Below are 22,905 nucleotides of genomic sequence, written 5' to 3' on the forward strand. Positions count from 1 at the left end.
CTGCCGATACACAGCGATACAAAATCAGCAAAGGGCGACCTGGATCAATAAACCCCGGCCCCGGATCCTTTACCTTCGCGACCTTTTGCGACTTGAGCCCATGCCCCCTGTGATCGCCCCCGAACTGCTCGCCCCCGCCGGCACCCTGAAAAACATGCGTTATGCCTTCGCCTACGGTGCCGATGCGGTCTACGCCGGCCAGCCGCGCTACAGCCTGCGGGTGCGCAACAACGAGTTCGACCACGCCAACCTGGCGCTGGGCATTCAGGAAGCGCATGTGCTGGGCAAACGCTTCTACGTCGTGGTCAACATCGCGCCCCACAACGCCAAGCTGAAAACCTTCCTCAAAGACCTCGCACCAGTGATCGCCATGGGCCCGGATGCGCTGATCATGTCCGACCCAGGCTTGATCATGCTGGTGCGCCGCCATTTCCCGTCGATGCCGATTCATCTGTCGGTGCAGGCCAATACGGTGAACTGGGCCAGCGTCGAATTCTGGCAACAACAAGGCATCTGCCGCGTGATTCTGTCGCGGGAGTTGTCTCTGGAAGAGATCGGCGAGATCCGCCAGCAAGTGCCGGCCATGGAGCTGGAAGTGTTTGTGCACGGCGCCTTGTGCATGGCCTATTCCGGGCGCTGCCTGCTCTCGGGCTACATGAACAAGCGCGATGCCAACCAGGGCACCTGCACCAACGCCTGCCGCTGGAAGTACCAGGCCACCCCGGCGATGGAAAACGCCACGGGCGAGATCGTCCAGCAGTATCAGCCGGAGCCGACCCTGGGGATTGGCGCGCCGACCGACCAGGTCTTCCTGCTGCAAGAGGCCAACCGCCCCGATGAGCAGATGCCCGCCTTCGAGGACGAGCACGGCACGTACATCATGAACGCCAAGGACCTGCGCGCCGTGCAGCATGTGGAGCGCCTGACGCAGATGGGCGTGCACTCGCTGAAGATCGAAGGCCGCACCAAGTCCCACTTCTACTGCGCACGCACCACCCAGGTGTATCGCCAGGCCATCGATGATGCGGTGGCCGGGCGCGCCTTCGACCGCAACCTGATGACCGACCTCGAATCCTTGGCCCAGCGCGGTTACACCGAAGGCTTCCTGCGCCGCCATGTGCATGACGAATACCAGAACTACCAGAACGGCAGTTCAGTATCCGAACGCCAGCAGTTTGTCGGCGAACTGACCGGCGAGCGCCGTAGCGGCTGGGCCGAGGTCAAGGTCAAGAATCGCTTTGCCGTGGGCGATCACCTGGAGTTGATGACCCCCGCCGGCAACTTCCACTTTGACCTGAGCACTTTGCACAATGCCAAAGGCGAAGCCCTTGAGGTGGCGCCGGGCGACGGGCACACGGTGTATGTGCCACTGCCGGCCGACATGGACGTGCGCTTTGGCTTGTTGATGCGCGATCTCTAGATCCTGAACTGCCCCACCAATTGCCCCAGGCGTTGCCCCAGGTCCGCCAGACTGCGCGAAGTCTGGGCGCCCTGCTGGGTTTCATCGGCCACAGTGTCCACCGCCACGGCAATCTGATGCACGCTGCGGTTGATTTCCTCGGCCACGGCGGTCTGCTCCTCGGCGGCGCTGGCGATCTGGGCGTTCATCGAATTGATGGTGCCGATCAGTTGCGCCATGGTGTCCAGTGAGGCTCCGGCTTCGTTGGCCTGGGCCGAGGTGCCGTCACCCGCGTCGCTGGACCGGCGCATGGCGTCCACGGCGGCGACGGTGCCTTTTTGCAGGCGGTCGATCATGCCCTGGATTTCCTGAGTGCTGGTCTGGGTGCGGCTGGCCAGGGCACGCACTTCGTCGGCCACCACCGCAAACCCTCGCCCGGCCTCCCCGGCCCGCGCGGCTTCGATCGCCGCGTTGAGGGCCAGCAGGTTGGTTTGTTCGGCAATCGAGCGGATCACACTCAGCACACTGACAATCGACGACACATCCTGCTGCAGGCTGTCGAGGGACACGCCACTGCTGCGGATATCGTTCACCAGCGCGTGGATCTGCGCGATGCTGCCGTCGACCACACGCTTGGCCGCGTGCCCTTCGGCATCGGTCTGTTGCGCAGCGACGGCAGCCCCCTGGGCACTGCGCGCAACTTCCTGGGCCGCAGAGGACATCTGGTTAATGGCAGTGGCGACCTGATCGGTCTCGTGGCGTTGGCGCTCCATGGCCTGTTCGGAGCGCTGGGCTTGATCGGACACCTGGCTGACCAGGCCGGTCAGTTGGCTGGTCATCTCGGTGATCTGGCGCACCAGGCTGTGGATTTTGTCGACAAAACGATTGAACGCGACGGCAAGATCGCCCAACTCATCCTGGCTGGTGATCGCCAGGCGGCGGGTCAAATCGCCTTCGCCGGCGGCGATGTCGTCCAGGTTGGCTTTCATCAGGCCCAGCGGACGCAGGATGGTATTGGCCACTATCATGCCCACGGCGGCAATCACCAGCAGCACCACCACGGCCACACCGAGGATGCTCAGCAACACGCCCTCCATGCGTTTCTCGACCTTGGCCTCGACCACTGCCACTTGGGCTTCAATGCCATCGAGGTTGACCGAGGTACCAATCACCATGTCCCACTTCGGCAAGTACTCGGTATAGCCGAGCTTAGGCACCAACTCGGTCTGGCCGGGCTGGGTCGAGCTGTATTGCAGGTAGTGGGTGCCGTCCTTGCCGACCTTGACCAGGTCGCGGTTGACGTAGACGCCGTTGGGGTCGCGGTTGTCCTTGAAGCTCTTGCCTACGCCATCGGGGCTGTTGCCCTTGAACAGGCGGATGGTCTCGGAGTCGTAGCCGAAGAAGTAGCCATCCTTGCCGTAGCTGGTACTGGACAGCAGCTTGACCACCTCGGCCCGCGCCGCCGTGTCGCCGGGGGCGGCCGCGTCGTAGAGCGGCTTGATGGTGGTCATGGCCACTTCCACGTAACTGCGCAGCGTCGTCTTGGCGTCGTTGAGCAGGCGCTGGCGGGTTTCGTCCACCTCGTTGCGCGCCTGCCCCTGCAGGATCCACACCGTGGTCAGGCTGATGACCACGGCAAACAGCAATACCGGCACGACGGCCAGGGCCAGGACTTTGGCCTTTAAACTCAGACGCATGGCTTTTCTCTCTTATTCGTGGCGACTTGAGAAGTTAACGGCCAATTGTCCGATTTCTGTAGGACAACCCTGTCAGAGGGTCATCGCGGCAATCCAGCCAAACGCCAACAATGGAATATTGTAGTGCAGGAACGTGGGCACCACGGTGTCCCAGATATGGTGATGCTGGCCGTCAATGTTCAGGCCGGAGGTCGGGCCGAGGGTGGAGTCCGACGCCGGCGACCCGGCATCGCCCAAGGCCCCCGCCGTACCGACGATGCACACGATAGCCAACGGGCTGAAGCCCAGTTGCACGCACAGCGGCACGAAAATCGCGGCGAGGATCGGCACCGTGGAGAACGACGAACCGATCCCCATGGTCACCAGCAGGCCCACCAGCAACATCAGCAACGCGCCCACACCCCGGCTATGGCCGATGAACGCCGCCGACGCTTCCACCAGCGAGCGCACGTCGCCGGTGGCCTTGAGCACTTCGGCAAAACCCGACGAAGCGATCATGATGAAGCCAATCATCGCCATCATCTTCATGCCTTCGGTGAACAGGTCGTCGGTCTCGCGCCAGCGCACGATGCCGGACACCGAGAAGATCAGGAACCCGGCCAGGGCGCCGATGATCATCGAGTCCAGCCACAATTGGATGATGAATGCCGCAGCGATCGCCAGCCCGGCCACCAGCAGGGTCAACGGGTTGTATTGCACCGCCACTTGCTCGACCCGCTCGATTTTCTCCAGGTCATACACACGCTTTTTGCGGTAGCTGATGAACACCGCCACCAACAGGCCGACCACCATGCCCAGCGCCGGCAAGCCCATGGCGTGGGTAACGTTGACCTGACTGATGTCTACGCCGCTCTTGGCGACGTTGGCCAGCAGGATCTGGTTGAGGAAGATGTTGCCGAAGCCTACCGGCAGGAACATGTAGGGCGTGATCAGGCCGAAAGTCATCACGCAGGCGATCAGGCGGCGGTCCAGTTGCAATTTGGTCAGTACGTACAACAGCGGCGGGACCAACAGCGGGATAAAGGCAATATGAATGGGCAGGATATTCTGCGAGGCAATCGCGACGCTCCACAGCAGGCCGATCAACAACCATTTGACGTGATTGCCGCCCGTCGCTTCCTGGCGATCCACCAGCAGCAACGCTTTGTCCGCCAGGGCGTGGGCCAGACCAGATTTGGCAATCGCCACAGCGAAAGCGCCGAGTAAAGCGTAAGACAAAGCCACGGTTGCACCACCGCCCAAACCACCGTTAAACGCTTTGAGCGTGGCTTCGATACCCAGGCCACCGGTCAAGCCGCCCACCAGCGCACCGACAATAATGGCGATGACCACATGCACGCGGGACAGGCTGAGCACCAGCATGGTGCCGACCGCGGCGATTACTGCGTTAATCATGGTTACCTCAAGACAGAAAACAAAAGAACAGGCATACGTCGCCCAGGCGGCCATGGAACAGGGTGGCCGGCGTGCAGGCTGAGGAGGTCTTATTAGAGGGCGGGCACTTTGCAGCAGGTGGGCGGGCATGTCAAAAAACCCGGGCAAGTCCTAATGCCAGTCAGTTAAAAGAACCTGCCGCGACCAAACGCTGTGTTCTACATCCACCATTTAACTGACTGGCGTTACGGCAAGCCTGGGCCCCGCAAATAAAGAAATCAGGCGTGCCGCCGATAACGGGTCTCTATGTGTTTTCAGGTAAGGATGTCCCGATGTCGCTCAGACAGCTCTCCATTCAATGGAAAATCACCCTGCTCGCCGGCCTTTGCCTGCTGGGGATCGTGACCCTTCTGGTGGGTTTGTCGCTGTATCGCATGGCGCAGAGTTCCGAGCAGGTCAAAGCGTCCAGCATGCAGATGCTTGATGCAGCCGCCCAGACGCGCATCGAAGCGCAGGGTGAAGGGCAGGCATTGGGCATTCGCCAGCAGTTCATGGACGCCTACCAGTACGGCCATGGCTTTTCCCGCCAAGTGCTGTTTCTGCGCGAACAGGCTGAAAAGCGCTTTCTCGATGCCTTCGACACTCGCGAAGACCTGACTCGCCAGGTCAAGGCCGCGTTGCAGGCCAACCCGGACCTGCTCGGTTTGTCCCTGGTGTTCGAAGCGAATGCGCTCGACGGCAAGGACGAGTTGTTCGCCAATCAGAAAGAACTGGGCAGTAACGAAAAAGGCCGCTTTGCCCTGTACTGGTCGCAACCCACGCCGGGCAAACTGACCTCGATGGCACTGCCCGAAAGCGACATGGCCGATACCAGCGTCGGCCCCAGCGGCGAAAAAGCCAACGCCTGGTTCACCTGCCCACGCACAACCCTCAAACCCTGCGTGATCGAACCGTATTTTTATGTGATCGACGGGCAGAACGTGCTGATGACCAGTATCGTGTTCCCTTTGATCGTCAACGGCAAAGTCATCGCCTCGCTGTCGGTGGACATCAACCTCAACAGCTTGCAGGCCGTCAGCCAACAGGCGAGCCAGAAGCTGTATGACGGCCAGACCCAGGTCAGCATCCTCAGCCCGACCGGCTTGCTCGCCGGCTACAGCCCGGACGCGAGCAAACTCAGCCAGCGCCTGGACCAGGTCGACACTGCCAGCGGCGCGCAGTTGATCAGCGCCCTCGCCGGCAGCACGCAAACCCGCAGCCTGCGCACCGGCCAGCAACTCAAGGTATTGGCGCCGTTTACACCGATCCCGGGGGGCAAGCCTTGGGGCGTGTTGCTCGACGTGCCGGAGAAAGTCTTGGTCGCGCCTGCCGAAGCCCTGAAAGCGCAACTGGATGCCGACAATGCCAAGGGCACCCTGCTGGAACTGAGCCTGGGCCTGTTGGCTGCGGTGGTGGGCCTGGCGCTGGTGTGGCTGATGGCGCGCAGCGTGACCCGTCCGATTCTCGGCGTGGCGCACATGCTCGAAGACATCGCCAGTGGCGAAGGCGACCTGACCCGCCGCCTGGCCTACGACAAAAAAGATGAGCTGGGCCAACTGGCCGGCTGGTTCAACCGCTTCCTCGACAAGCTGCAGCCGATCATTGCCGAAGTGAAACGCTCAGTGCAGGACGCCCGTGGCACCGCCGACCAATCCGCCGCGATCGCCACTGAAACCAGCGCCGGCATGGAACAGCAATACCGCCAGGTCGATCAGGTCGCCACCGCCTCCCATGAAATGAGCGCCACCGCCCAGGATGTCGCCCGCAGCGCGGCCCAAGCTGCCCAGGCCGCACGCGATGCCGACCAGGCCACACGTGAAGGCTTGACGGTGATCGACCGTACCACCAGCAACATCGGTGCGCTGGCCGCCGACATGAGCACCGCCATGGCCCAAGTCGAGGGCCTGGCAGCCAACAGCGAACAAATCGGTTCGGTGCTGGAAGTGATCCGTGGCATCGCCGAGCAGACCAACCTGCTGGCACTCAACGCCGCCATCGAAGCGGCCCGGGCCGGTGAAGCTGGGCGTGGGTTTGCCGTGGTTGCCGACGAGGTGCGTAACCTGGCGCGACGTACCCAGGAGTCGGTGGAAGAAACCCGCCTGGTGATCGAGCAATTGCAAAGCGGCACCACCGAGGTGGTCGGCGCCATGGGCAACAGCCATCGCCAGGCTCAGGGCAGTGTCGAACAGGTCGGCCAGGCGGTGACGGCCTTGCGCCAGATTGGCGAGGCGGTCACCGTGATCAGCGACATGAACCTGCAAATCGCCAGCGCTGCCGAGGAACAAAGCGCGGTGGCTGAAGAGATCAACAGTAATGTGGCGACGATTCGGGATGTGACCGAGTCGTTGTCGGAACAGGCCAATGAGTCGGCGCGGGTCAGCCAGGCGTTGAACAGCCTGGCGAATCAACAGCAGGGGCTGATGGATCAATTCAGGGTCTGAACACCGCAGAAGATTCAATATGGAGGGCGCTGTGTCAGCTCTGGCGTTTGGGGAGTTCGACCAGCACCTTCAGGCCTCCCAGCCGGCTCTCCTGCAACTGCAAGACCCCGCCCCACACCTCGACGATATCGCGCACGATCCCCAACCCAAGGCCATGGCCGTCGATCTGCTCATCCAGACGCGTGCCGCGGCTGAGCACCTTGTCGCGGTCGGTCTCGGGAATACCGGGGCCGTCGTCTTCCACGGCCAACCGATAGGTCTGCGCCGTTTCGCCGATGCTCAGGCAGACTTCGGCGTCTGCCCATTTGCAGGCGTTATCCAGCAGGTTGCCGAGCAGTTCCAGCAGGTCTTCGCGGTCCCAGGGTAATTGCAGCCCGGGCGACACCTGATAGCTCAAGTCCAGGTGTTCACCGTGGATCATGTTGAGCGTGGCCAACAGGCTGGGCAGTTCTTTTTCACAGTCAAACAAGGCGCCGGGCAGGGTTTCACCGGCCAGGCGTGCGCGGTTGAGTTCACGATTGAGGCGTTGCTGCACTTGCTCAAGCTGCTCACGCAACAACTTGCTCAGTTGCGGATGGTCCTTGAGCGGCTCGCTGGACGCTGCGCTCAATAACACGGCCAGCGGGGTCTTCAAGGCATGACCGAGGTTGCCCAGGGCGTTGCGTGAACGCTTGAGGCTGTCTTCAGTGTGGGCCAGCAGGTGGTTGATCTGCGCCACCAGCGGCTCCAGCTCCAGCGGCACCTGGGTATCGAGCTGCGAGCGTTGGCCTTGTTGTAACTGGGCGATCTGTTCGCGGGCGGTCTCCAACGGGCGCAATGCACGACGTACGGTCACCCGTTGCAGGATCAACACCAGCAACAACGCCGCCAACCCCAGCACCAGACCGATTTGCCGCATCAGGCGAAAGCTTTCCCGCACAGGTGTGTAGTCCTGGGCCACGCTGATGGAAATCGACTGCCCAAAACGTTTGTAGTCCGAACGCAATACCAGCAGTTGCTGGCCCTCCGGCCCCAATTGCAGGTTGCCTTTGAGACCGGTCTGCGGCAGGCGCGGCAGCTCCTGGTCCCACAGCGAGCGGGAACGCCAGTGAACATCGGCAAAATCAATCCGAAAGTAATGCCCGGAAAACGGTCGCTGATAAGCCGGTGACAAACGGTGCTCATCGAGTTGCACGCCATCGGCCCCCCGCACCAACGCAACCAGCAGGTTCTCGCTATCGTTGCGCAGCCCCGCCTCCAGGTAGCGTTGCAACCCGGCTTCGAACAACCACAGGCTGGTCTGCGCCAGCACCACGCCGACGACCACCATCACACTGACCAGGCCCAGGCTCAGGCGCCGCTGAATGGACTTCATGCAGGGCTGGCGCCAAACCGGTAACCCTGGCCGCGCCGGGTTTCGATCACACTGCGGCCCAACTTGCGGCGCAGATGGTTGACGTGGACTTCCAGCACATTGGAATCGCGCTCGCTCTCGCCGTCGTATAAATGTTCAGCCAAGTGGCTTTTCGACAGGATCTGCTGGGGGTGCAGCATGAAGTAGCGCAGCAGGCGAAACTCGGCGGCGGTCAGCTGGATCTCGTCACCATCGCGCAGCACACACTGGCGCCCCTCATCCAGGTGCAGTCCGGCGGCCTGCAAGGTCGGCTGGTTGGCCTGGCCGTGGGAACGGCGCAACAGTGACTGAATGCGCAAGAACAACTCTTCAGGATGAAAGGGTTTGGCGAGGTAATCATCCGCGCCGGCCTTGAGCCCTTCGATACGCTCGGCCCAGGAATCGCGGGCGGTCAGAATCAGCACCGGCGTGACCAGTGACGCCGCACGCCATTGCGCCAGGACTTCAAGCCCGGGCAGGCCGGGTAAGCCAAGATCCAGAATGATCAGGTCATAGGGCTCGCTGCTGCCCTGATAGGCTGCATCACGGCCATCGGCCAGCCAGTCGACGGCGTAGCCCTGGCGTTGCAGGCCGGCCAGCAGCTCATCGGCGAGGGGAACGTTGTCTTCCACCAGAAGCAGGCGCATCAGTCGTCTTCCTTATCTTTGAGCAGCGCGCCGGTGCTCGCGTCGAGCTCGATTTCGCGCACGACTCCCTCCACCGTCAACAACTCGATTTCGTAGATATAGGGCACCGGGCGGTCCTTGTGCTCCTCAAGCTCGGCATCGAGCAACTTGGCACCGGGGTAGCGTTCCAGCGCCGGGCCCAGCAAGTGCTCCAGAGGGGCGATGACGCCCTTCTGACGCAGACGCAAGGCTTCGTCCGGACCGAGGTCGTGGGCCGTCAGGTGGGAGCTGGTCAATAGCAACACCAATGCCATTGAACCGCCCCCCCGTAGATTTACCTTCATTGCGTATCCTGCTGTTCCTTGAGGTCACCACGTTAACCGTCGCAACTTAACTGAAACTGAATTGCCACCATGGCAATTTTCATCGATCAGCGGCCCCATCGCCAGGCCAGATTTCCTATACTGCCGGCTCGCTTCAAAAGAGACCGGTATGACAGCCATCCACATCAAGTTTCCCGCCTTGACCCTCAAGGCCGGCCAGCGCGCCCTGACGCGTATTCGCGAACAGGGCCTCAAGCCCGCCGATGTCGGCATCCTACCCGGTGCGGCCGGTGGCCCCAAGGCCTTGGGGATTCAGGGCCTGGACCTGGCGCTGTTCGGCGACTGGCTGCCTCGCGCTCCCCGTGAGCGCGCGCTGATCGGCGCCTCCATCGGTTCCTGGCGATTTGCCAGTGCCTGCCTGCCCGACCCGGTACAAGGTTTGCTCGACCTCGGTCGCCTGTACAACGAACAGAGCTTCGCTAAAGGCGTGACCATGGCCGAGGTCACCCAAAGCTGCCGGCGCATGCTCGATGACTTGCTGGCCGGCCGTGATGCACAGGTGCTGGCCACTCCCCACTATCGCCTGAACATCATGGTGGTCAAGAGCCATGGCCTGCTCGCCGATGACCATCGCGGGCGCCTGGGCCTGGGCCTGACTTCGGTGATTGCCGATAACTTGCGCGGTCGTGCACGGTTATCGCGGCATTTTGAACGGTTGATCATCCACGACCCACGCCAGGCGCCACCGTTGCATCCGTTGACGGATTTCCCATCGCGTTTCCTGCAACTGGAACTGGGCAACCTGCGCCAGGCCTTGCTGGCCTCAGGCTCCATTCCCATGGTGATGCAAGGCATACGCGACCTGCCCGGCGCCGGCCACGGCACCTACCGCGACGGCGGCTTGCTGGACTACCACCTCGACCTGCCCTACCACGGCGACGACATCGTGCTGTATCCGCACTTTACCGACCGGGTCATCCCTGGCTGGTTTGACAAGGGCCTGCCGTGGCGGCGCAGCAATCAGCAGGGTTTGCAGGATGTGTTGCTGCTGGCACCGTCCAAGGACTACCTGGCCCGCCTGCCCCACGGCAAGCTGCCGGACCGCAGCGACTTCAAGCGCTTCATGGGCGATGACCCGAGCCGCAACAAGTACTGGCAAACGGCAATGAGCGAAAGCCGGCGGTTGGGCGATGAGTTCCTGGAACTGGTCGATAAGGGCGGCCTGGGCGAACGCTTGCAGGCGCTTTGACCGAGCGGTATGCGCGGCGAGGGATCAAACTGTTAAACTCGCCGCCTGCCAGATACCTGACCGAGCTGAAAACACTGTGGAAATCTTCAAAGAGTTTACTTTCGAATCCGCCCACCGCCTGCCCCACGTACCGGAAGGCCATAAATGCGGGCGCCTGCATGGGCATTCGTTCAAGGTGGCCATCCACCTGAGCGGCGACCTCGACCCTCATACCGGCTGGATTCGCGACTTTTCGGAGATCAAGGCGATTTTCAAGCCGCTCTACGAACGTCTCGATCATAACTACCTCAATGACATTCCCGGCCTGGAAAACCCCACCAGTGAAGTGCTGGCCAAGTGGATCTGGAACGAGTTGAAACCGCTGTTGCCGGAACTCAGCGCGATCCGCATTCACGAGACGTGCACCAGCGGCTGCATCTATCGCGGCGAATAGACCGGCGATGTAAAGAAACCACCCTTGCGGTGGTTTTTTTATACCCCGCGTAGCACCCTTCCACCGGCAAGCCCTGTGCAGAACAAAGGAGACCCCATGGAAAACACTTGGCTGGCCCAGGCCAAACGCTTGCAAGCGTTGGCGTCCACCGGGCTGCATTTTTGCACCGACGACTTCGAGCGTGAGCGCCTGGAGGAAATCGCCGAGATTGCCCACAGCATGCTCGCGCAATTGGGCAGTGTGCCGCTGGAACGCATCACTGGGCTGGTGCCGGACTTTGCGAAGCGCTACTCCACGCCGATGATCGATGTGCGGGGTGCGGTGATCGAGGGCGAACGGATTCTGCTGGTGAAAGAGCTGACCGATGGCTGTTGGGCGCTGCCTGGGGGTTATGCCGATATCGGCTTGTCGGCGGCCGAGAATATCGTCAAGGAAATTCGCGAAGAGGCCGGTCTGAGCGTCACCGCACGGGCCCTGTACAGCGTCACCCACAAGGCCAAGGGTTTGTATCGACCGGATGTGCGGGACTTCTACAAGCTGTATTTCCTTTGCGAACGGGTGGATCAGCTCGCGCCCGCGGCGGGGTTCGAAACCACGGACGTGGGCTTTTTCAGCCTGGATGACCTGCCGCCCCTGTCCCGTGGGCGCACCATCGAAAGTGATCTTGAGGCGGCTTTTGCGTTTCATCGTGGCGAGACCACACACACGCTGTTCGACTGATCCAATTTGTATCATCGCTGCACTGCTTTCGTGCCCGACAAGGCACCGCACGCCCCTCCCAGTGTTTTGCGGCTATTTGACGACACAGACCGTTTGCGGTCGTGCGCCGGTCACCACTACTGATTTGGCACGCACGGTGCAACAGACCTGCGTCATTCATTCAGGGAGCAAGGCACATGACGCAGCAAGAACCGGGCAACGATTACCCCCTCAGCGAAGTCCCCTTGCATGCGCGCAAGGGCCTGGCTTCCACCGCCATGGTGCTGCTGGGCTTTACCTTTTTTACTGCAACCATGTTCGCCGGCGGCAAGCTGGGCGTGGCGTTCAGCTTTATCGACATGCTCGGCGTCGTGGCATTGGGTAACTTGCTGTTGGGCATTTACGCTGCGGGGCTGGGTTACATCGCCTTCAAGAGTGGCCTGAATTCGGTACTGATGGGGCGCTTCTGCTTCGGCGAAGTGGGCAGCAAACTCAGCGACCTGATCCTCGGTTTTACCCAGATCGGCTGGTACGCCTGGGGAACAGCCACCGCCGCCGTGGTGCTGGGTAAATATCTCGAGTTGAGCCAAGGCAGCGTATTGGCCTTGATGGTGTTGTTCGGCCTGGTATTTTGCGCCACCGCCTATGTGGGTTATCGCGGGTTGGAGATTCTGTCCTACATCGCGGTGCCGGCCATGGGCATTCTATTGTTTCTATCCATGTGGGTCGCCACCGTGAAAGTGGGTGGCTTGAATGGCCTGTTGGCGGTGGTGCCGACCGCTCAACTGGACCTGTCCACGGCCGTCACCCTGGTGTTCGGCACCTTTGTCAGCGGCGCAACCCAGGCCACCAACTGGACCCGGTTCTCGCGTTCGGCCAAGGTTGCAGTGCTGGCCAGCCTGATCGGATTTTTTATCGGGAATGGCTTGATGGTGTTGATCGGCGCTTACGGCGCCATCGTTTATCAACAACCCGATGTGGTGGAAGTGTTGCTGCTGCAAGGTTTCGCCATGGCCGCGATGGCAATGTTGCTGCTCAACATCTGGAGCACCCAGGACAACACCATCTACAACTTTGCCGTGGCCGGTTGCAACTTGCTGCGCACCCGGCGTCGCAAGACCGTCACCCTTGCAGGCGCGGTGATCGGCACCCTGCTGGCGTTGCTCGGCATGTACGACAGGCTGGTGCCTTACCTGATCCTGCTGGGCACGGTGATACCGCCGATTGGCGGGGTGATCATGGCGGACTTCTTTTACCGTTATCGCGGGCAATACCCGCGCCTGGCCGAGGTGCAGCTGCCGGCTTTCAACTGGCCGGGCTTGATCGCCTATGCCGTCGGTACCGTGCTGGCATTCAACTCCCCCTGGGTCGCGCCACTGGTGGGCATCGTCGCGGCATCGCTGACTTACATCGCGCTCACTGCCGCACTGCGCGCGCGGGCACCCTTGGCAGACGCCCCGGCATGAATCCGGCCGGGAATGCTAACCTTGGAGCCGTCCAGCGCTGTCTGCCTGATTGTTTTTAGCCAAGAGGAACTTGCCCATGCATATCATCAATGCCCGCCTGCGCAACCGTGAAGGCCTGCACGATCTGCACCTGGAACACGGCCGGATCGCCAGCATCAGCGCGCAAACGGCGGCGCCGATTTTATCGCCCGGCGACTTGGATGCCGCCGGTAACCTGGTGACCCCCCCATTCGTCGAACCACACATTCATCTGGACGCAACCCTTACCGCCGGTGAGCCGCGCTGGAACATGAGCGGTACCTTGTTCGAAGGTATCGAGTGCTGGGGCGAACGCAAAGCCACCATCACTTATGAAGACACCAAGGCCCGCGCCACAAAAACCATCGAGGCCCTCGCGGCCCATGGCATTCAGCATGTGCGCACGCACGTCGATGTCACCGACCCCGACCTCACCGCGTTGAAAGCCATGCTGGAGGTGCGCGAAGCAACCACGCACCTGATTGATCTGCAGATCGTCGCGTTTCCCCAGGAAGGCATCGAGTCGTTCCGCAATGGCCGGGCCTTGATGGAGGAAGCTATTCGCCTGGGCGCCGATGTCATCGGTGGCATCCCCCACTTTGAATACACTCGCGACCAAGGCGTCAGTTCGGTGAAGTTCCTCATGGACCTGGCCGAACGCACCGGTTGCCTGGTGGACGTACACTGCGACGAAACCGACGACCCGCATTCACGCTTCCTCGAAGTACTCGCCGAAGAAGCCCGCAGCCGCGACATGGGCGCCCGCGTCACCGCCAGCCACACCACGGCCATGGGCTCCTACGACAACGCTTACTGCGCCAAACTGTTTCGCCTGCTGGGACACTCCGGTATCAGCTTTGTGTCGTGCCCGACCGAAAGTATCCACCTGCAGGGCCGCTTCGACAGTTTTCCGAAACGGCGCGGCGTCACTCGCGTCAACGAATTGCTCGAAGCCGGTATGAACGTCTGTTTTGGCCAAGACTCCATCGTCGACCCCTGGTACCCATTGGGTAATGGCAACATCCTGCGTGTACTCGAAGCCGGTTTGCACATCTGCCATATGCTCGGTTACCGCAACCTGCAATCGGCCCTCGACCTGGTGACCGACAACAGCGCCAAGGCCATGGCCCTCGGGGACCGCTACGGGCTGGAGCCCGGTCGACCGGCGAATCTGTTGATCCTCTCGGCCAACAGTGACTATGAGGTGATCCGCAGTCAGGGCCTGCCGTTGTACTCGATCCGCAACGGTAAAGTGCTGATGAAGCGGCAACCGGCACAGGTGGAGTTTGCGCACACGCCAGGCTAGACGATCGAGTCGATGTCCAGTATTTGCGCCCTCACCCGATCATTGAGCGTCGGTGGCGGAATACTGGCGAGCTGGGCCACTTCCTGGTTTTCCCGATGGGTGAACCAGCGCTTGAGACTGGGTTGCAGGTTAGCGCCATACGCCTGGCTGCCGTAGACATCACGCGCCTCAAGGCGGCGCCAGCGCAGGGTTGCCAGGCGCTCGCGGCTGGTATGCAAACGGTCGATCTCGGCATTCAAGGCATCGTTGCGTTCATAGTCGCGATCATTGGCGGGGCGCCGTCGGGCAAGCTCGCGTCGCTTGGCGCGCAGTTGCTCGCGCATGTCTTCGAAGGCGCGATCCAACAGCTCGAACTCCCTCTGCGTAACCAGAGGGCCCTGGCTATCCAGTGTCTGCTGCCAGCGCCGCAAGGTGGCCCATGCCGCCGGGATGTAGCTGGCGGTCATGAAGTGCTGATGCGCCTGGAACAGCTGCTTGAGCAGGTTGTCGCGCTGCGGCATGTCGCCATGCAATTGCAACGCACGATTGCAGCCTGCTTCCTGGAGCGACTCACAACCTGGCTTCCATAGCACCGAGGAATGCCTGCCGTCCGGGAGTTTGATCGGCATGAAGTGTTGCTGTTCGCCGTGATGCCGGTAAGGGTTGCCCCCCACCCGCACCAGCCCGGCAGCGAAGAGCAGGCCCCCATGCGCAGGCGCGCTGAACAAGGTTATGGCGCCCGGAATCCAGAGTTTGGCGGTGGTGTTCATCCAGGTGGCCGGAACACTGGGAACGGGGTCGTTGTGGTTGACGATACGGTGGTGGACCAAGGCTGAAGCGCCGTCGACGAACTCGCTGTCGGCCGCTCGGGGGGCGCCGTAGGTGTAGAGGAGGATGTTGTAGCTGGGATTAGGTACACGACGCAGCCCCTCTGCCAACAACAAGGCAATCGCGCCGCCCAGGCTGTGTCCGCAAATGACTATTCGTTGGCCTTCATAAAACTGGCTGAGGTAGCGCAGCACGAAGTTTCGCATGGCCCGGTAAGCCTCATAAAAACCCAGATGCACCTTGCCGCCCCCTTCGGCGAAGGCCACCTGATGGGCGTTCGCGTCGCGCAGGGCATCGGCGGCGCTGACGGTACCGCGCACAGAGATCAGGACGACTTCATCGTGATGGCAGATAAACGCCTGAGTGTCGGTACCAAATTTTTCATCGTCGAAAAAGTGCAGGTTCGAGGGATGCTCCTGCTCCTCTTCGCGAGCCGGATGATTTTGCGGATACAGCTCGGGATCGAAGGGCAGGATCTCGAAACGCCGGGAGTAAGGAACATCTTCATATACGGGGAAAAAGCGTTGCGTTTGCTCGAGATCCACTCGCCAGGCTTCGTGGTACCCCGATAACGTTTCGGCAAACAGATTGCCAACGGTAGGGTTGAACGGGAACGTCACTTTGTCGATAGGTTTCTTCGGCGGTTGCTGACCAAAATCGCAGTAGCTCAAGGCGGACATCAGCGCCAATTGGTACAAGTTCAAGGCACAGAAATGATCTGCGGTGGAAAGCATCGGCCGTAGCGCACGCAAGGGCCGTACTTCCAACACACTGAACTGATTGGGAAACAAGACCACTCCCGAGGACAGAGGCGGGCCGAATCCAAGGTCGTTCACCATTTTCAACGCATGCCGATGAGGGCTGAACATCGCAGGAGCGATCGACGGCAAGTGCGCGACATGGTTGACCAGATCGCTGACTTCAACATGATAAAACCGGTCTGCCCGCTGCATGGCGGGATTCCCCTGAATACGCTGCCCCTTTGCATCAGAAAACCGTGTTTGTTCGGCGCGGACTTGAATCTCGGTAATCGGCAGCTTGTACGTCAGGCGCGCACTCAATCGGTAATACGGCTCTTGTGCCCCGGCATACGGGTCATCGAACTTGAGAACGACAGGACCGCGGTAAACCCCCTGTATATTTGCGAACCCCTCTCCATTCAATTTACCGTTGTACTCGCACCCCATACTGTCGTGAACCGTATAGGCAAGCCCTCCGTACGCCGTCCCACTCCCCGTTTCATCCACCAGGCAAAAGCTCACCCAGTGCCCTTTCATTGCACATGCCGGCATCTTGCCGCTGAAAAACGCCTGCTTCCATGCATCCTGTTTCATCAATTCGCTCCTTGTTGATTGCATGTCGGGTAGACGTCACAGATACGCCCATCCGGCATCTTTACAGGCTTGAACTCCGAGTCATTGCCGGTGCAATACGCGGCCATATCCTCAAAGCTTTTACCTCGGCAGCGCTTCCACCCGCCCGGTACAGCTATCCATCTGTGATCAAAAGCAGGTAACTCTTCATCAAGAACCTTCAATACCATTCTTAACTTTTTCCCTCGCAACTGATCTCGTTGGGCAACGCCGCCAGCCTGCATCTTTTGCGGCTGACCGGCTGCGTCCAACGAATGGCATTGCAGAATCTTGATGATCGCGTGCATAGGTCCTATCGTGCGGAAATACCAACGGCATTGCCCTTTCAACTCCTGAACACCGTCCTCGGGCATTCCAGGTAGATCACCCGCCAAACGGTCTCGGATGCCAATACCGGCAAGATCCCCTCCCACATCCCAATCCTGCTTTCCCCATTTCGCATAAACATCAAATTGCACACTGCTTATTACCGACGGACACCCCTCAATGGTTTCGCTGAGTGGCAATTCATAGCTCACCCGATTGGCCACGGGATTGAACTCGGTAAAAAACACCTTGCGCTCTGGCCTTTTGCCTCGGCGGATCGGCAGGGAACAGGCTGCGCCGGTGGCGGGACGATAATTGGCAGCCGTCTTGAGTTCAAAATCCGCCGGCAGATCCACCTCCAGCGTAAAGCTGTCTGCGCTTTTCCCCGCGCACCCCGATAACGCCACCACCCCCAGCACAATCACCACGTTTTTCATCCAGCTAGACATGCTCCGCCCCTTCCCTTCGCCACTGTTCCACCAACCGTTCGTAATGTTCCGCCGGGGCCTCGCCTTGCATCGGCTGCCACCGGATCACACTGCCTCGTGTGGCCTCCTCCAGCCGTCGCACCACCAGGAATTCCAGCTGTTGCGGGCCGCACCATTGCCAGGCATGGGCCTGCTCCAACACTTGGCTCAGCCAGATCCTCGGGTCTTGAAACTCCACCAGCGTCACCAGGTCCTCACTGTGCTCCGCCAGCAGGTAGCGCAGGATATTGGCGTGCAGGATGGCCGCAGCCTGGGGGTTGGGGACCTGCGACCAGGGTGTGGGATCCGGTACCGAGTATTCACCCGGTGCCGGGTTGTCGCAGCAGCACCATCGCTCGTCATGCCAGTAGCACACGCTGGCCAGTGGCCCCAGGTACACCGGCCACTGTTCGGCAGTCAGGTAAGCCAAGGCGCGTGCCAGGGTGCGGTTGTCTTGAAACCGGTAGAGGGCCTGACGCCCCGGTGCGCCGACCAGCATCCGCTCGCGCCAATGCCGGGTCACGTCGGTCAGATCGTTGTTGAGCAAGCTGCCCAGCCACCCCCAGTTCGTTTCGGGCTGTTGCAGCAAGCGGGTCAAGGCCGGTTCTCCCACCTGCTCCAGCAACAGGATCACCGGGCCGGTATGCGCCAACTCCGCTAACACTGTCTGGCTATAGAGGGTGCAATATCGCGAGGCGTCGCGAGCCGCCGACAGTGCCAGACATGCTTCTGCGCCCCCGTCGACAATCAAGCACAAATGGCGTCCCGCCTGTTGCTGTAGGGCCATCCATGGATAAGGCATGCCTTGCATCACGCGGCCCTCCCGCTGAGATCGCACAGGCCTTCACCACAGCGCTCGCAGACGGGGCAATAGTCCGCGCCCAGTTGCCGGGCCATGTCCATGAGGGTGCCTTGAACGGCAGACAGGCTCGGACGATCATCCGAAGGTAAAGTGCCGGCCACCGCCGCCCCTGCGACAGTGATGGGCCGGCTGCTGAAAATGCCGCCCGCTTGAATCACGAGGTGTTCACCCCCGGCCTTGAAACTCAACTGCGTCCCCCCGTCGATCACCAGGCTGGCACCCGCCGTCAGGTGAACCTGTTGCCCGGCTCCGATCACCAGGGTCTGACCGACCTGCATGTAACTGTCGCCTTGTACCTCCAGGCGGCTGTCATGCCCCACTTGCTGCTCCAGGTCACGCTGGGCGCGCAGATAGACAAGTTCTGCACCCTGGCGGTCTTCGAGGTGCAATTCATTGCTGCCCGTGCCTCCCAGGGTGCTGCGGCTGCGCAATACGCTGCGTGTCTTGTGCTGCGGCAAGGGGTAGGACGGCAGGAGCGAGGCATTGGGCAGGCAACCATTGATCAACGGCCGGTCCGGGTCGCCCTCCAAAAAGCTCACCAGCACCTCCATACCGACTCTGGGAATCATCGTTGTGCCGAACCCGTCACCGGCCCAACCGGACGCCACGCGCACCCAGCAGCTGCTTGTGTCATCCGTCGGGTCCCGACGGTCCCAATGAAAACGTACCTTCACTCGGCCGTAGGCATCGCAATGCACATCCTCCCCGGCCGGCCCGGTGACAGTGGCCGTCTGACTGCCATTGATGGTTGGCTTGGGGTGTTTCAGCGGTGGCCTGTGCACCGCACGCCAAGGTGTTGCGGTGAAACGGTTGCGATAACCCTGGAAGGTATTCGCCTCACCCGCCGCCTCCTCCAGCACCTGTGGCTGGTAGCCTTCATGACGCGCTGAGGTGATCAACCACAGGTCGTTACAGGCGGGATCGGGATGTTCCTGCAGTTCGAGAAAATGGCCGCTGCGCAGCAGCGGTTGGTCGCTCGTGCCCGAGGCCCGACAGCGATCGGCCAGATGACGCTCAAGACCGCGACAGGCCAACTGCCTGCCGCGTACAGGACCGGAAAAACCCCCAGGGTAGTTGTAGTCTTCAAGAGGAGACGGTGTCGCAGAGCCGGCCACACCTTGCAACAGCAAGGACGGATGCTCGAAATCGTGATCACGGCACACCGTTTTTCGGCTACGGGTTTCCAGACGCACATCGAAACGCTGGATACCCGCCGCATCCGCCAGCGGATCGTTGGCCGAGTGATATCGCTGCACGGGCAAGCGCTGGAACACCGTCTGGTCATCACCAAACACCAGCAGATGATTGTTCGCGCTGTGGCGGAAGTGGTAGTGAATCCCCTCCTCTTCGCACAACCGCTGGATGAAGTGCAGGTCGGTCTCCGCGTACTGCACACAAAAAACGCGCGGCGGATAAACCACGGGGCCCAGTTCGAACACGTACGCATCGGCCAGAATGCCGTGTTGCTCAAGCACGGCCGCGATGATCTGCGGCACGCTGCGCTGCTGGAAAACCCGCTGATCACGGCGGTGGGCGAGACTCGCCAGGCGCGGCGCCAGCGTCAGGTGATAACGGGTGAGCCGGGCACCGGGGTCGCCACGCCCTACCGCGTAGACTTGACCGTGCAGACCTTGATCCACTTCCCCCAGATGCAGGTACGCCGGTTGGTGGAGCAGTGCCTCCAGATCCGCACAGGGGTTTTCGCTGACCAACTGCACATGAATGAAATACGGTTGGTCAATAAACTCGCGGCCATTGAAGGCAAGTACCTGAAAGTCGGAATTCACTTCCGGAATAATCAATTTGAAACGTGACGAAACAAACGCGTCAACCATCCGTTGTTACCCGTCGCTGATAAACCCACTCGCTGATTTAAAGCTCTCCCCGGCAAGTACTGATTGCGAGCCGAGAAAAAGCGCCTGAACGCCTTGAAGCTTAGCGATTTCAGGGAAAATTCGGCTCTTCAGAAATAAAAAAGAAGTTTCGTACGTCAGAAATGGAAATGACTTTTACAAAACAATTAATACAACTAATAAGCACGCCTTCTAAAACAAGAAAGTTCTTACATCTAAACTTACCAATACAACTAATCAATTACGAAACAGCAGACAACACTCCAAGCTATCCACTGTTGCTCCCTGCTTACCGCTGCAGGTGTGCGGCCCCGAACAGACTGACGCTCACCAGTGTTTGCACCTCTGCGTGCAAACGGACAGGCGCTGTGCCACCCGGCATCACCACGGCCACTTCAGCGGCGTCAATCCAACCTGCGCGCCACGCTGCGCAGGCCACCGCGCTGGCGCTGGTCCCCGAAGACGCCGTTGGCCCCTCGCCCCGCTCGAACACCCGTGCGATCACCCGGTTGCCCGAGGCTCGCGCAGCCCATTGCAGGTTGACGCCAGCCACGCAGGGTTGGCCCTTGCCAACGGGCGGCGCGAAGGCTATCGCCTGCAAGCGTTCAAACAGGGCGGGTTGATGCATCGCGAGGTTTTCCGGCAACGCCGAGACCTGCTCCACCAAGGTAACGCAATGGGGGTTGCCCACTCGCACAAACTGGCTGCATGCCCATTGCGGGTTGATGGTGGCCAAGGCCTCTACGCGACTGAACTCGCGATGCCCCACCGAGACGGCTTGAATGTCGTTGGCGCCGACCGCCGCAGGTCCGAACGCAGGCTGCCCCAGCGCCAGCCAAAAGCCCTCGACCTGTTCGTAGATCGCTGGCTCGACAGCAGTGGTCACGGGGGACGCGGCGGCCGGCTGATCGTGATGCACCCGCAGTTCACACGCTTGAGCCATCAGGCCCTGGTCGGTCAGCGCCTGGGCAAAAATGGTCAGCCCATTGCCACTGCGCTCTGCCAGTGTGCCGTCAGTGTTGACGATCAACAGGTCAAACGGTGGCGCAGCCTGAAACGGTCCGACCAGCAACCCATCGCAGCGATGCGCTTTGGCACCCGCCGGACGCGGCGTCGTCCCCCAGCCACATTCAGACGCGATGGCCGATGCGGCCCATGCCAGCCGTGTGCTCGCCGCCAACTCGGCGCTGCCTGGCACGTCGATGCCCTGGCTGCGCAAGTCAGCCGGGCTGACCACCCCATAGATATTGCCGCGTGCGTCGTAGAACTGAGTCATGAGGCGAGCTGCCTGGAAGTTTTCATCGGTTCGTCCATACGGTTACCTACTGATTGGGTAGCAGCGTATTACAGAACACACCAGGTGTGGGAAGTGGCCTGGAAGGTGGTAACCCGCTGCAAGAAGCCTGGGGTTCATCAGTCCTCACAGGGATTACACACCTTCCAGGCCACCTCCTACACACTGGATAGCCTGTATGTGGTCGCCATCGTCCAAGGCGTTCCATCGTTGTAAAAATATCCCATGGGCTAATGCGAACGAGCCCGGCTCGCTCGACAGGGCTTGATGTGCAAGGATGTGTCGCCGGACATCGTTCATTGAACGTAAAACCAAGGATTTCTTCATGACTGCCATCCCCACCCCAGCGCCCGTGGTTCCCGGGCGGCTGGAGCAAATGTCGACCCGTATCGCTTTTTTCATTGCCGGCTTCGGCATCGCCGCCTGGGCGCCACTGGTGCCGTACGCCAAGGAACGTGCGCAACTCAATGAAGGCACGCTTGGCCTGCTGTTGTTGTGCCTGGGGGTGGGTTCGATTCTCGCCATGCCAGTGGCGGGCGTACTGGCGTCACGCTTTGGCTGCCGTCGCGTGCTCAGCGCCGGCACGCTCATGATCTGCCTGGCCCTGCCGATGCTGGCCACGGTCAGTTCGATTCCGTTGCTGATGGCCGGGCTGTTTCTGTTTGGCGCAGGCTTGGGCACCGTGGACTCAACCGTCAACCTTCAAGCGGTCATCGTAGAGCGCGCCAGCGGCAAAACCATGATGTCGGGCTTCCATGGCTTGTTCAGCCTGGGCGGTATCGTTGGCGCAGCGGGGGTTTCCGGCCTGCTGGGGTTGGGCTTGTCGCCGCTGCAAGCAACCCTGGTGGTGATCGTCATCATGGGGCTGGCCTTGCTCAAGGCCGGGCCGCATTTGCTGCCTTATGGCAGTGAAAGCTCGGGGCCGGCGTTTGCCGTTCCCCATGGGGTGGTGCTGTTCATTGGCGGTTTGTGCTTTATCGTTTTTCTCGCCGAAGGCGCCGTACTCGACTGGAGCGCCGTGTTTCTCAGTGCCGAGCGTGGCCTGGACGAAGCCTACGCGGGCCTTGGCTATGCGGCATTTGCCCTGACGATGACGGCCGGGCGCCTGACCGGTGACGCGATCGTGCGTCGTTTGGGCCCCACCCGGGTGATCGTGATCGGTGGCTCGCTGGCTGCCGCCGGCGTGTTCCTCGCAACACTGTCCCCGGCGTGGGAAATGGCCCTGTTGGGTTATGCACTGGTGGGCGCCGGCTGCTCGAATATCGTACCGGTGCTCTATACCGCCGTCGGCAAGCAAAACGTCATGCCCGAACACATTGCCGTGCCCGCGATTACCACGCTGGGTTACGCGGGGATTTTGGCAGGGCCCGCCGTGATCGGCTTCATTGCCCATGGCAGCAGCCTGGCGACCGCCTTTCTGTTGATCGGTGGGTTGCTGGCGGCGGTGGCGGTCAGCGGCAAAATACTGCGGGTATAACGCGAAAACCGGCAGGAATGGGGG

The 22,905-nt window shown here is 61.1% G+C and carries 18 protein-coding genes and 1 pseudogene; 8 read left to right on the forward strand and 11 right to left on the reverse strand.

All coding sequences use genetic code 11. The features are described 5' to 3' along the window. The first annotated feature begins 100 nt into the window (after positions 1 to 100). Positions 101 to 1,420 carry a prephenate-dependent tRNA uridine(34) hydroxylase TrhP gene (trhP, locus tag C9383_RS15225; protein ID WP_090372122.1) on the forward strand — a complete coding sequence of 440 codons (1,320 nt, stop codon included), beginning with the start codon at positions 101 to 103 and terminating at the stop codon, positions 1,418 to 1,420. Here trhP and C9383_RS28675 read toward each other — a convergent pair. The 3 genes and pseudogenes from C9383_RS28675 to C9383_RS15235 form a co-directional block, all read right to left on the reverse strand. Then, on the reverse strand, positions 1,417 to 2,238 hold the full coding sequence (locus C9383_RS28675; RefSeq protein WP_372241728.1) for a methyl-accepting chemotaxis protein: 822 nt from the start codon (positions 2,236 to 2,238) through the stop codon (positions 1,417 to 1,419). The two genes, trhP and C9383_RS28675, sit on opposite strands and share 4 nt — an antisense overlap. 36 nt (positions 2,239 to 2,274) lie before the next feature. Then, positions 2,275 to 3,096, reverse strand: a pseudogene (locus C9383_RS28680) (cache domain-containing protein); the annotation flags it as partial. A gap of 72 nt (positions 3,097 to 3,168) precedes the next feature. Continuing rightward, entirely contained in the window at positions 3,169 to 4,488 is a 1,320-nt protein-coding gene (locus tag C9383_RS15235; protein ID WP_162492698.1) for a Na+/H+ antiporter family protein, read from the reverse strand. 314 nt (positions 4,489 to 4,802) lie between these two features. Here C9383_RS15235 and C9383_RS15240 point away from each other — a divergent pair, with 314 nt between their 5' ends. After that, positions 4,803 to 6,950, forward strand: a complete 2,148-nt coding sequence (locus C9383_RS15240) for a methyl-accepting chemotaxis protein (RefSeq protein WP_090372124.1) — start codon at positions 4,803 to 4,805, stop codon at positions 6,948 to 6,950. A gap of 34 nt (positions 6,951 to 6,984) precedes the next feature. On the opposite strand, the gene C9383_RS15245 is transcribed toward C9383_RS15240, so the two are convergent. Genes C9383_RS15245 through C9383_RS15255 form a run of 3 tightly spaced genes read right to left on the reverse strand, consistent with a single transcriptional unit; the run spans position 6,985 to position 9,292 of the window. Further along, the gene (locus tag C9383_RS15245) at positions 6,985 to 8,304 is read right to left on the reverse strand and encodes a sensor histidine kinase (protein ID WP_090372126.1); all 1,320 of its coding nucleotides are present in this window, start codon (positions 8,302 to 8,304) and stop codon (positions 6,985 to 6,987) included. After that, positions 8,301 to 8,969, reverse strand: a complete 669-nt coding sequence (locus C9383_RS15250; protein WP_060752419.1) for a response regulator transcription factor — start codon at positions 8,967 to 8,969, stop codon at positions 8,301 to 8,303. The genes C9383_RS15245 and C9383_RS15250 overlap by 4 nt, the downstream gene beginning before the upstream one ends. Further along, on the reverse strand, positions 8,969 to 9,292 hold the full coding sequence (locus C9383_RS15255) for a PepSY domain-containing protein (protein WP_090372128.1): 324 nt from the start codon (positions 9,290 to 9,292) through the stop codon (positions 8,969 to 8,971). The genes C9383_RS15250 and C9383_RS15255 overlap by 1 nt, the downstream gene beginning before the upstream one ends. A 148-nt stretch (positions 9,293 to 9,440) precedes the next feature. Here C9383_RS15255 and C9383_RS15260 point away from each other — a divergent pair, with 148 nt between their 5' ends. The 5 genes from C9383_RS15260 (at position 9,441) to codA (ending at position 14,442) form a co-directional block, all read left to right on the forward strand. Further along, positions 9,441 to 10,520 carry a patatin-like phospholipase domain-containing protein gene (locus tag C9383_RS15260; protein ID WP_090372129.1) on the forward strand — a complete coding sequence of 360 codons (1,080 nt, stop codon included), beginning with the start codon at positions 9,441 to 9,443 and terminating at the stop codon, positions 10,518 to 10,520. Positions 10,521 to 10,596: 76 nt separating this feature from the next. Then, complete coding sequence (queD, locus tag C9383_RS15265) at positions 10,597 to 10,953, forward strand: 6-carboxytetrahydropterin synthase QueD (RefSeq protein ID WP_003190259.1); 357 nt, start codon at positions 10,597 to 10,599, stop codon at positions 10,951 to 10,953. A 96-nt stretch (positions 10,954 to 11,049) separates the two neighbouring features. Beyond that, complete coding sequence (locus C9383_RS15270; protein ID WP_060752416.1) at positions 11,050 to 11,673, forward strand: NUDIX hydrolase; 624 nt, start codon at positions 11,050 to 11,052, stop codon at positions 11,671 to 11,673. Between the two features lie 176 nt (positions 11,674 to 11,849). Then, positions 11,850 to 13,118, forward strand: a complete 1,269-nt coding sequence (codB, locus tag C9383_RS15275; protein WP_090372131.1) for a cytosine permease — start codon at positions 11,850 to 11,852, stop codon at positions 13,116 to 13,118. Positions 13,119 to 13,194: 76 nt separating this feature from the next. Then, positions 13,195 to 14,442, forward strand: a complete 1,248-nt coding sequence (codA, locus tag C9383_RS15280; protein WP_090372133.1) for a cytosine deaminase — start codon at positions 13,195 to 13,197, stop codon at positions 14,440 to 14,442. Here codA and C9383_RS15285 read toward each other — a convergent pair. The 5 genes from C9383_RS15285 to C9383_RS15305 form a co-directional block, all read right to left on the reverse strand. After that, positions 14,439 to 16,583, reverse strand: coding sequence for a lipase family protein (locus C9383_RS15285; protein ID WP_090372134.1), 2,145 nt, complete (start codon positions 16,581 to 16,583; stop codon positions 14,439 to 14,441). The two genes, codA and C9383_RS15285, sit on opposite strands and share 4 nt — an antisense overlap. Next, positions 16,583 to 17,377, reverse strand: a complete 795-nt coding sequence (locus C9383_RS15290) for a hypothetical protein (RefSeq protein ID WP_090372136.1) — start codon at positions 17,375 to 17,377, stop codon at positions 16,583 to 16,585. The genes C9383_RS15285 and C9383_RS15290 overlap by 1 nt, the downstream gene beginning before the upstream one ends. Beyond that, the gene (locus tag C9383_RS15295; RefSeq protein ID WP_090372139.1) at positions 17,370 to 18,206 is read right to left on the reverse strand and encodes a DUF4123 domain-containing protein; all 837 of its coding nucleotides are present in this window, start codon (positions 18,204 to 18,206) and stop codon (positions 17,370 to 17,372) included. The genes C9383_RS15290 and C9383_RS15295 overlap by 8 nt, the downstream gene beginning before the upstream one ends. Continuing rightward, positions 18,206 to 20,092: a type VI secretion system tip protein TssI/VgrG gene (tssI, locus tag C9383_RS15300; RefSeq protein WP_090372141.1), complete on the reverse strand. Its 1,887-nt coding sequence runs from the start codon at positions 20,090 to 20,092 to the stop codon at positions 18,206 to 18,208. Before tssI ends, C9383_RS15295 begins: the two co-directional genes overlap by 1 nt. Before the next feature lie 307 nt (positions 20,093 to 20,399). Further along, on the reverse strand, positions 20,400 to 21,386 hold the full coding sequence (locus C9383_RS15305; protein WP_090372144.1) for a diaminopimelate epimerase: 987 nt from the start codon (positions 21,384 to 21,386) through the stop codon (positions 20,400 to 20,402). Between the two features lie 343 nt (positions 21,387 to 21,729). Here C9383_RS15305 and C9383_RS15310 point away from each other — a divergent pair, with 343 nt between their 5' ends. Further along, the gene (locus C9383_RS15310; RefSeq protein ID WP_090372146.1) at positions 21,730 to 22,881 is read left to right on the forward strand and encodes an MFS transporter; all 1,152 of its coding nucleotides are present in this window, start codon (positions 21,730 to 21,732) and stop codon (positions 22,879 to 22,881) included. Positions 22,882 to 22,905: the final 24 nt, after the last annotated feature.

Source organism: Pseudomonas palleroniana, from assembly GCF_003031675.1.
Lineage (GTDB): Bacteria > Pseudomonadota > Gammaproteobacteria > Pseudomonadales > Pseudomonadaceae > Aquipseudomonas > Aquipseudomonas palleroniana.

Excerpts from the sequence above, each read along its gene's own strand:
- C9383_RS15295 (WP_090372139.1), bottom strand. The coding sequence starts at position 18,206 with ATGCAAGGCATGCCTTATCCATGGATGGCCCTACAGCAACAGGCGGGA.
- C9383_RS15260 (WP_090372129.1), top strand. The coding sequence starts at position 9,441 with ATGACAGCCATCCACATCAAGTTTCCCGCCTTGACCCTCAAGGCCGGC.
- tssI (WP_090372141.1), bottom strand. The coding sequence starts at position 20,092 with ATGGTTGACGCGTTTGTTTCGTCACGTTTCAAATTGATTATTCCGGAA.
- codA (WP_090372133.1), top strand. The coding sequence starts at position 13,195 with ATGCATATCATCAATGCCCGCCTGCGCAACCGTGAAGGCCTGCACGAT.
- C9383_RS15245 (WP_090372126.1), bottom strand. The coding sequence starts at position 8,304 with ATGAAGTCCATTCAGCGGCGCCTGAGCCTGGGCCTGGTCAGTGTGATG.
- C9383_RS15255 (WP_090372128.1), bottom strand. The coding sequence starts at position 9,292 with ATGAAGGTAAATCTACGGGGGGGCGGTTCAATGGCATTGGTGTTGCTA.
- C9383_RS15310 (WP_090372146.1), top strand. The coding sequence starts at position 21,730 with ATGACTGCCATCCCCACCCCAGCGCCCGTGGTTCCCGGGCGGCTGGAG.
- C9383_RS15270 (WP_060752416.1), top strand. The coding sequence starts at position 11,050 with ATGGAAAACACTTGGCTGGCCCAGGCCAAACGCTTGCAAGCGTTGGCG.
- C9383_RS15305 (WP_090372144.1), bottom strand. The coding sequence starts at position 21,386 with ATGACTCAGTTCTACGACGCACGCGGCAATATCTATGGGGTGGTCAGC.
- trhP (WP_090372122.1), top strand. The coding sequence starts at position 101 with ATGCCCCCTGTGATCGCCCCCGAACTGCTCGCCCCCGCCGGCACCCTG.
- C9383_RS15240 (WP_090372124.1), top strand. The coding sequence starts at position 4,803 with ATGTCGCTCAGACAGCTCTCCATTCAATGGAAAATCACCCTGCTCGCC.
- C9383_RS15285 (WP_090372134.1), bottom strand. The coding sequence starts at position 16,583 with ATGAAACAGGATGCATGGAAGCAGGCGTTTTTCAGCGGCAAGATGCCG.
- C9383_RS15290 (WP_090372136.1), bottom strand. The coding sequence starts at position 17,377 with ATGTCTAGCTGGATGAAAAACGTGGTGATTGTGCTGGGGGTGGTGGCG.
- C9383_RS15250 (WP_060752419.1), bottom strand. The coding sequence starts at position 8,969 with ATGCGCCTGCTTCTGGTGGAAGACAACGTTCCCCTCGCCGATGAGCTG.
- codB (WP_090372131.1), top strand. The coding sequence starts at position 11,850 with ATGACGCAGCAAGAACCGGGCAACGATTACCCCCTCAGCGAAGTCCCC.
- C9383_RS28675 (WP_372241728.1), bottom strand. The coding sequence starts at position 2,238 with ATGACCAGCCAACTGACCGGCCTGGTCAGCCAGGTGTCCGATCAAGCC.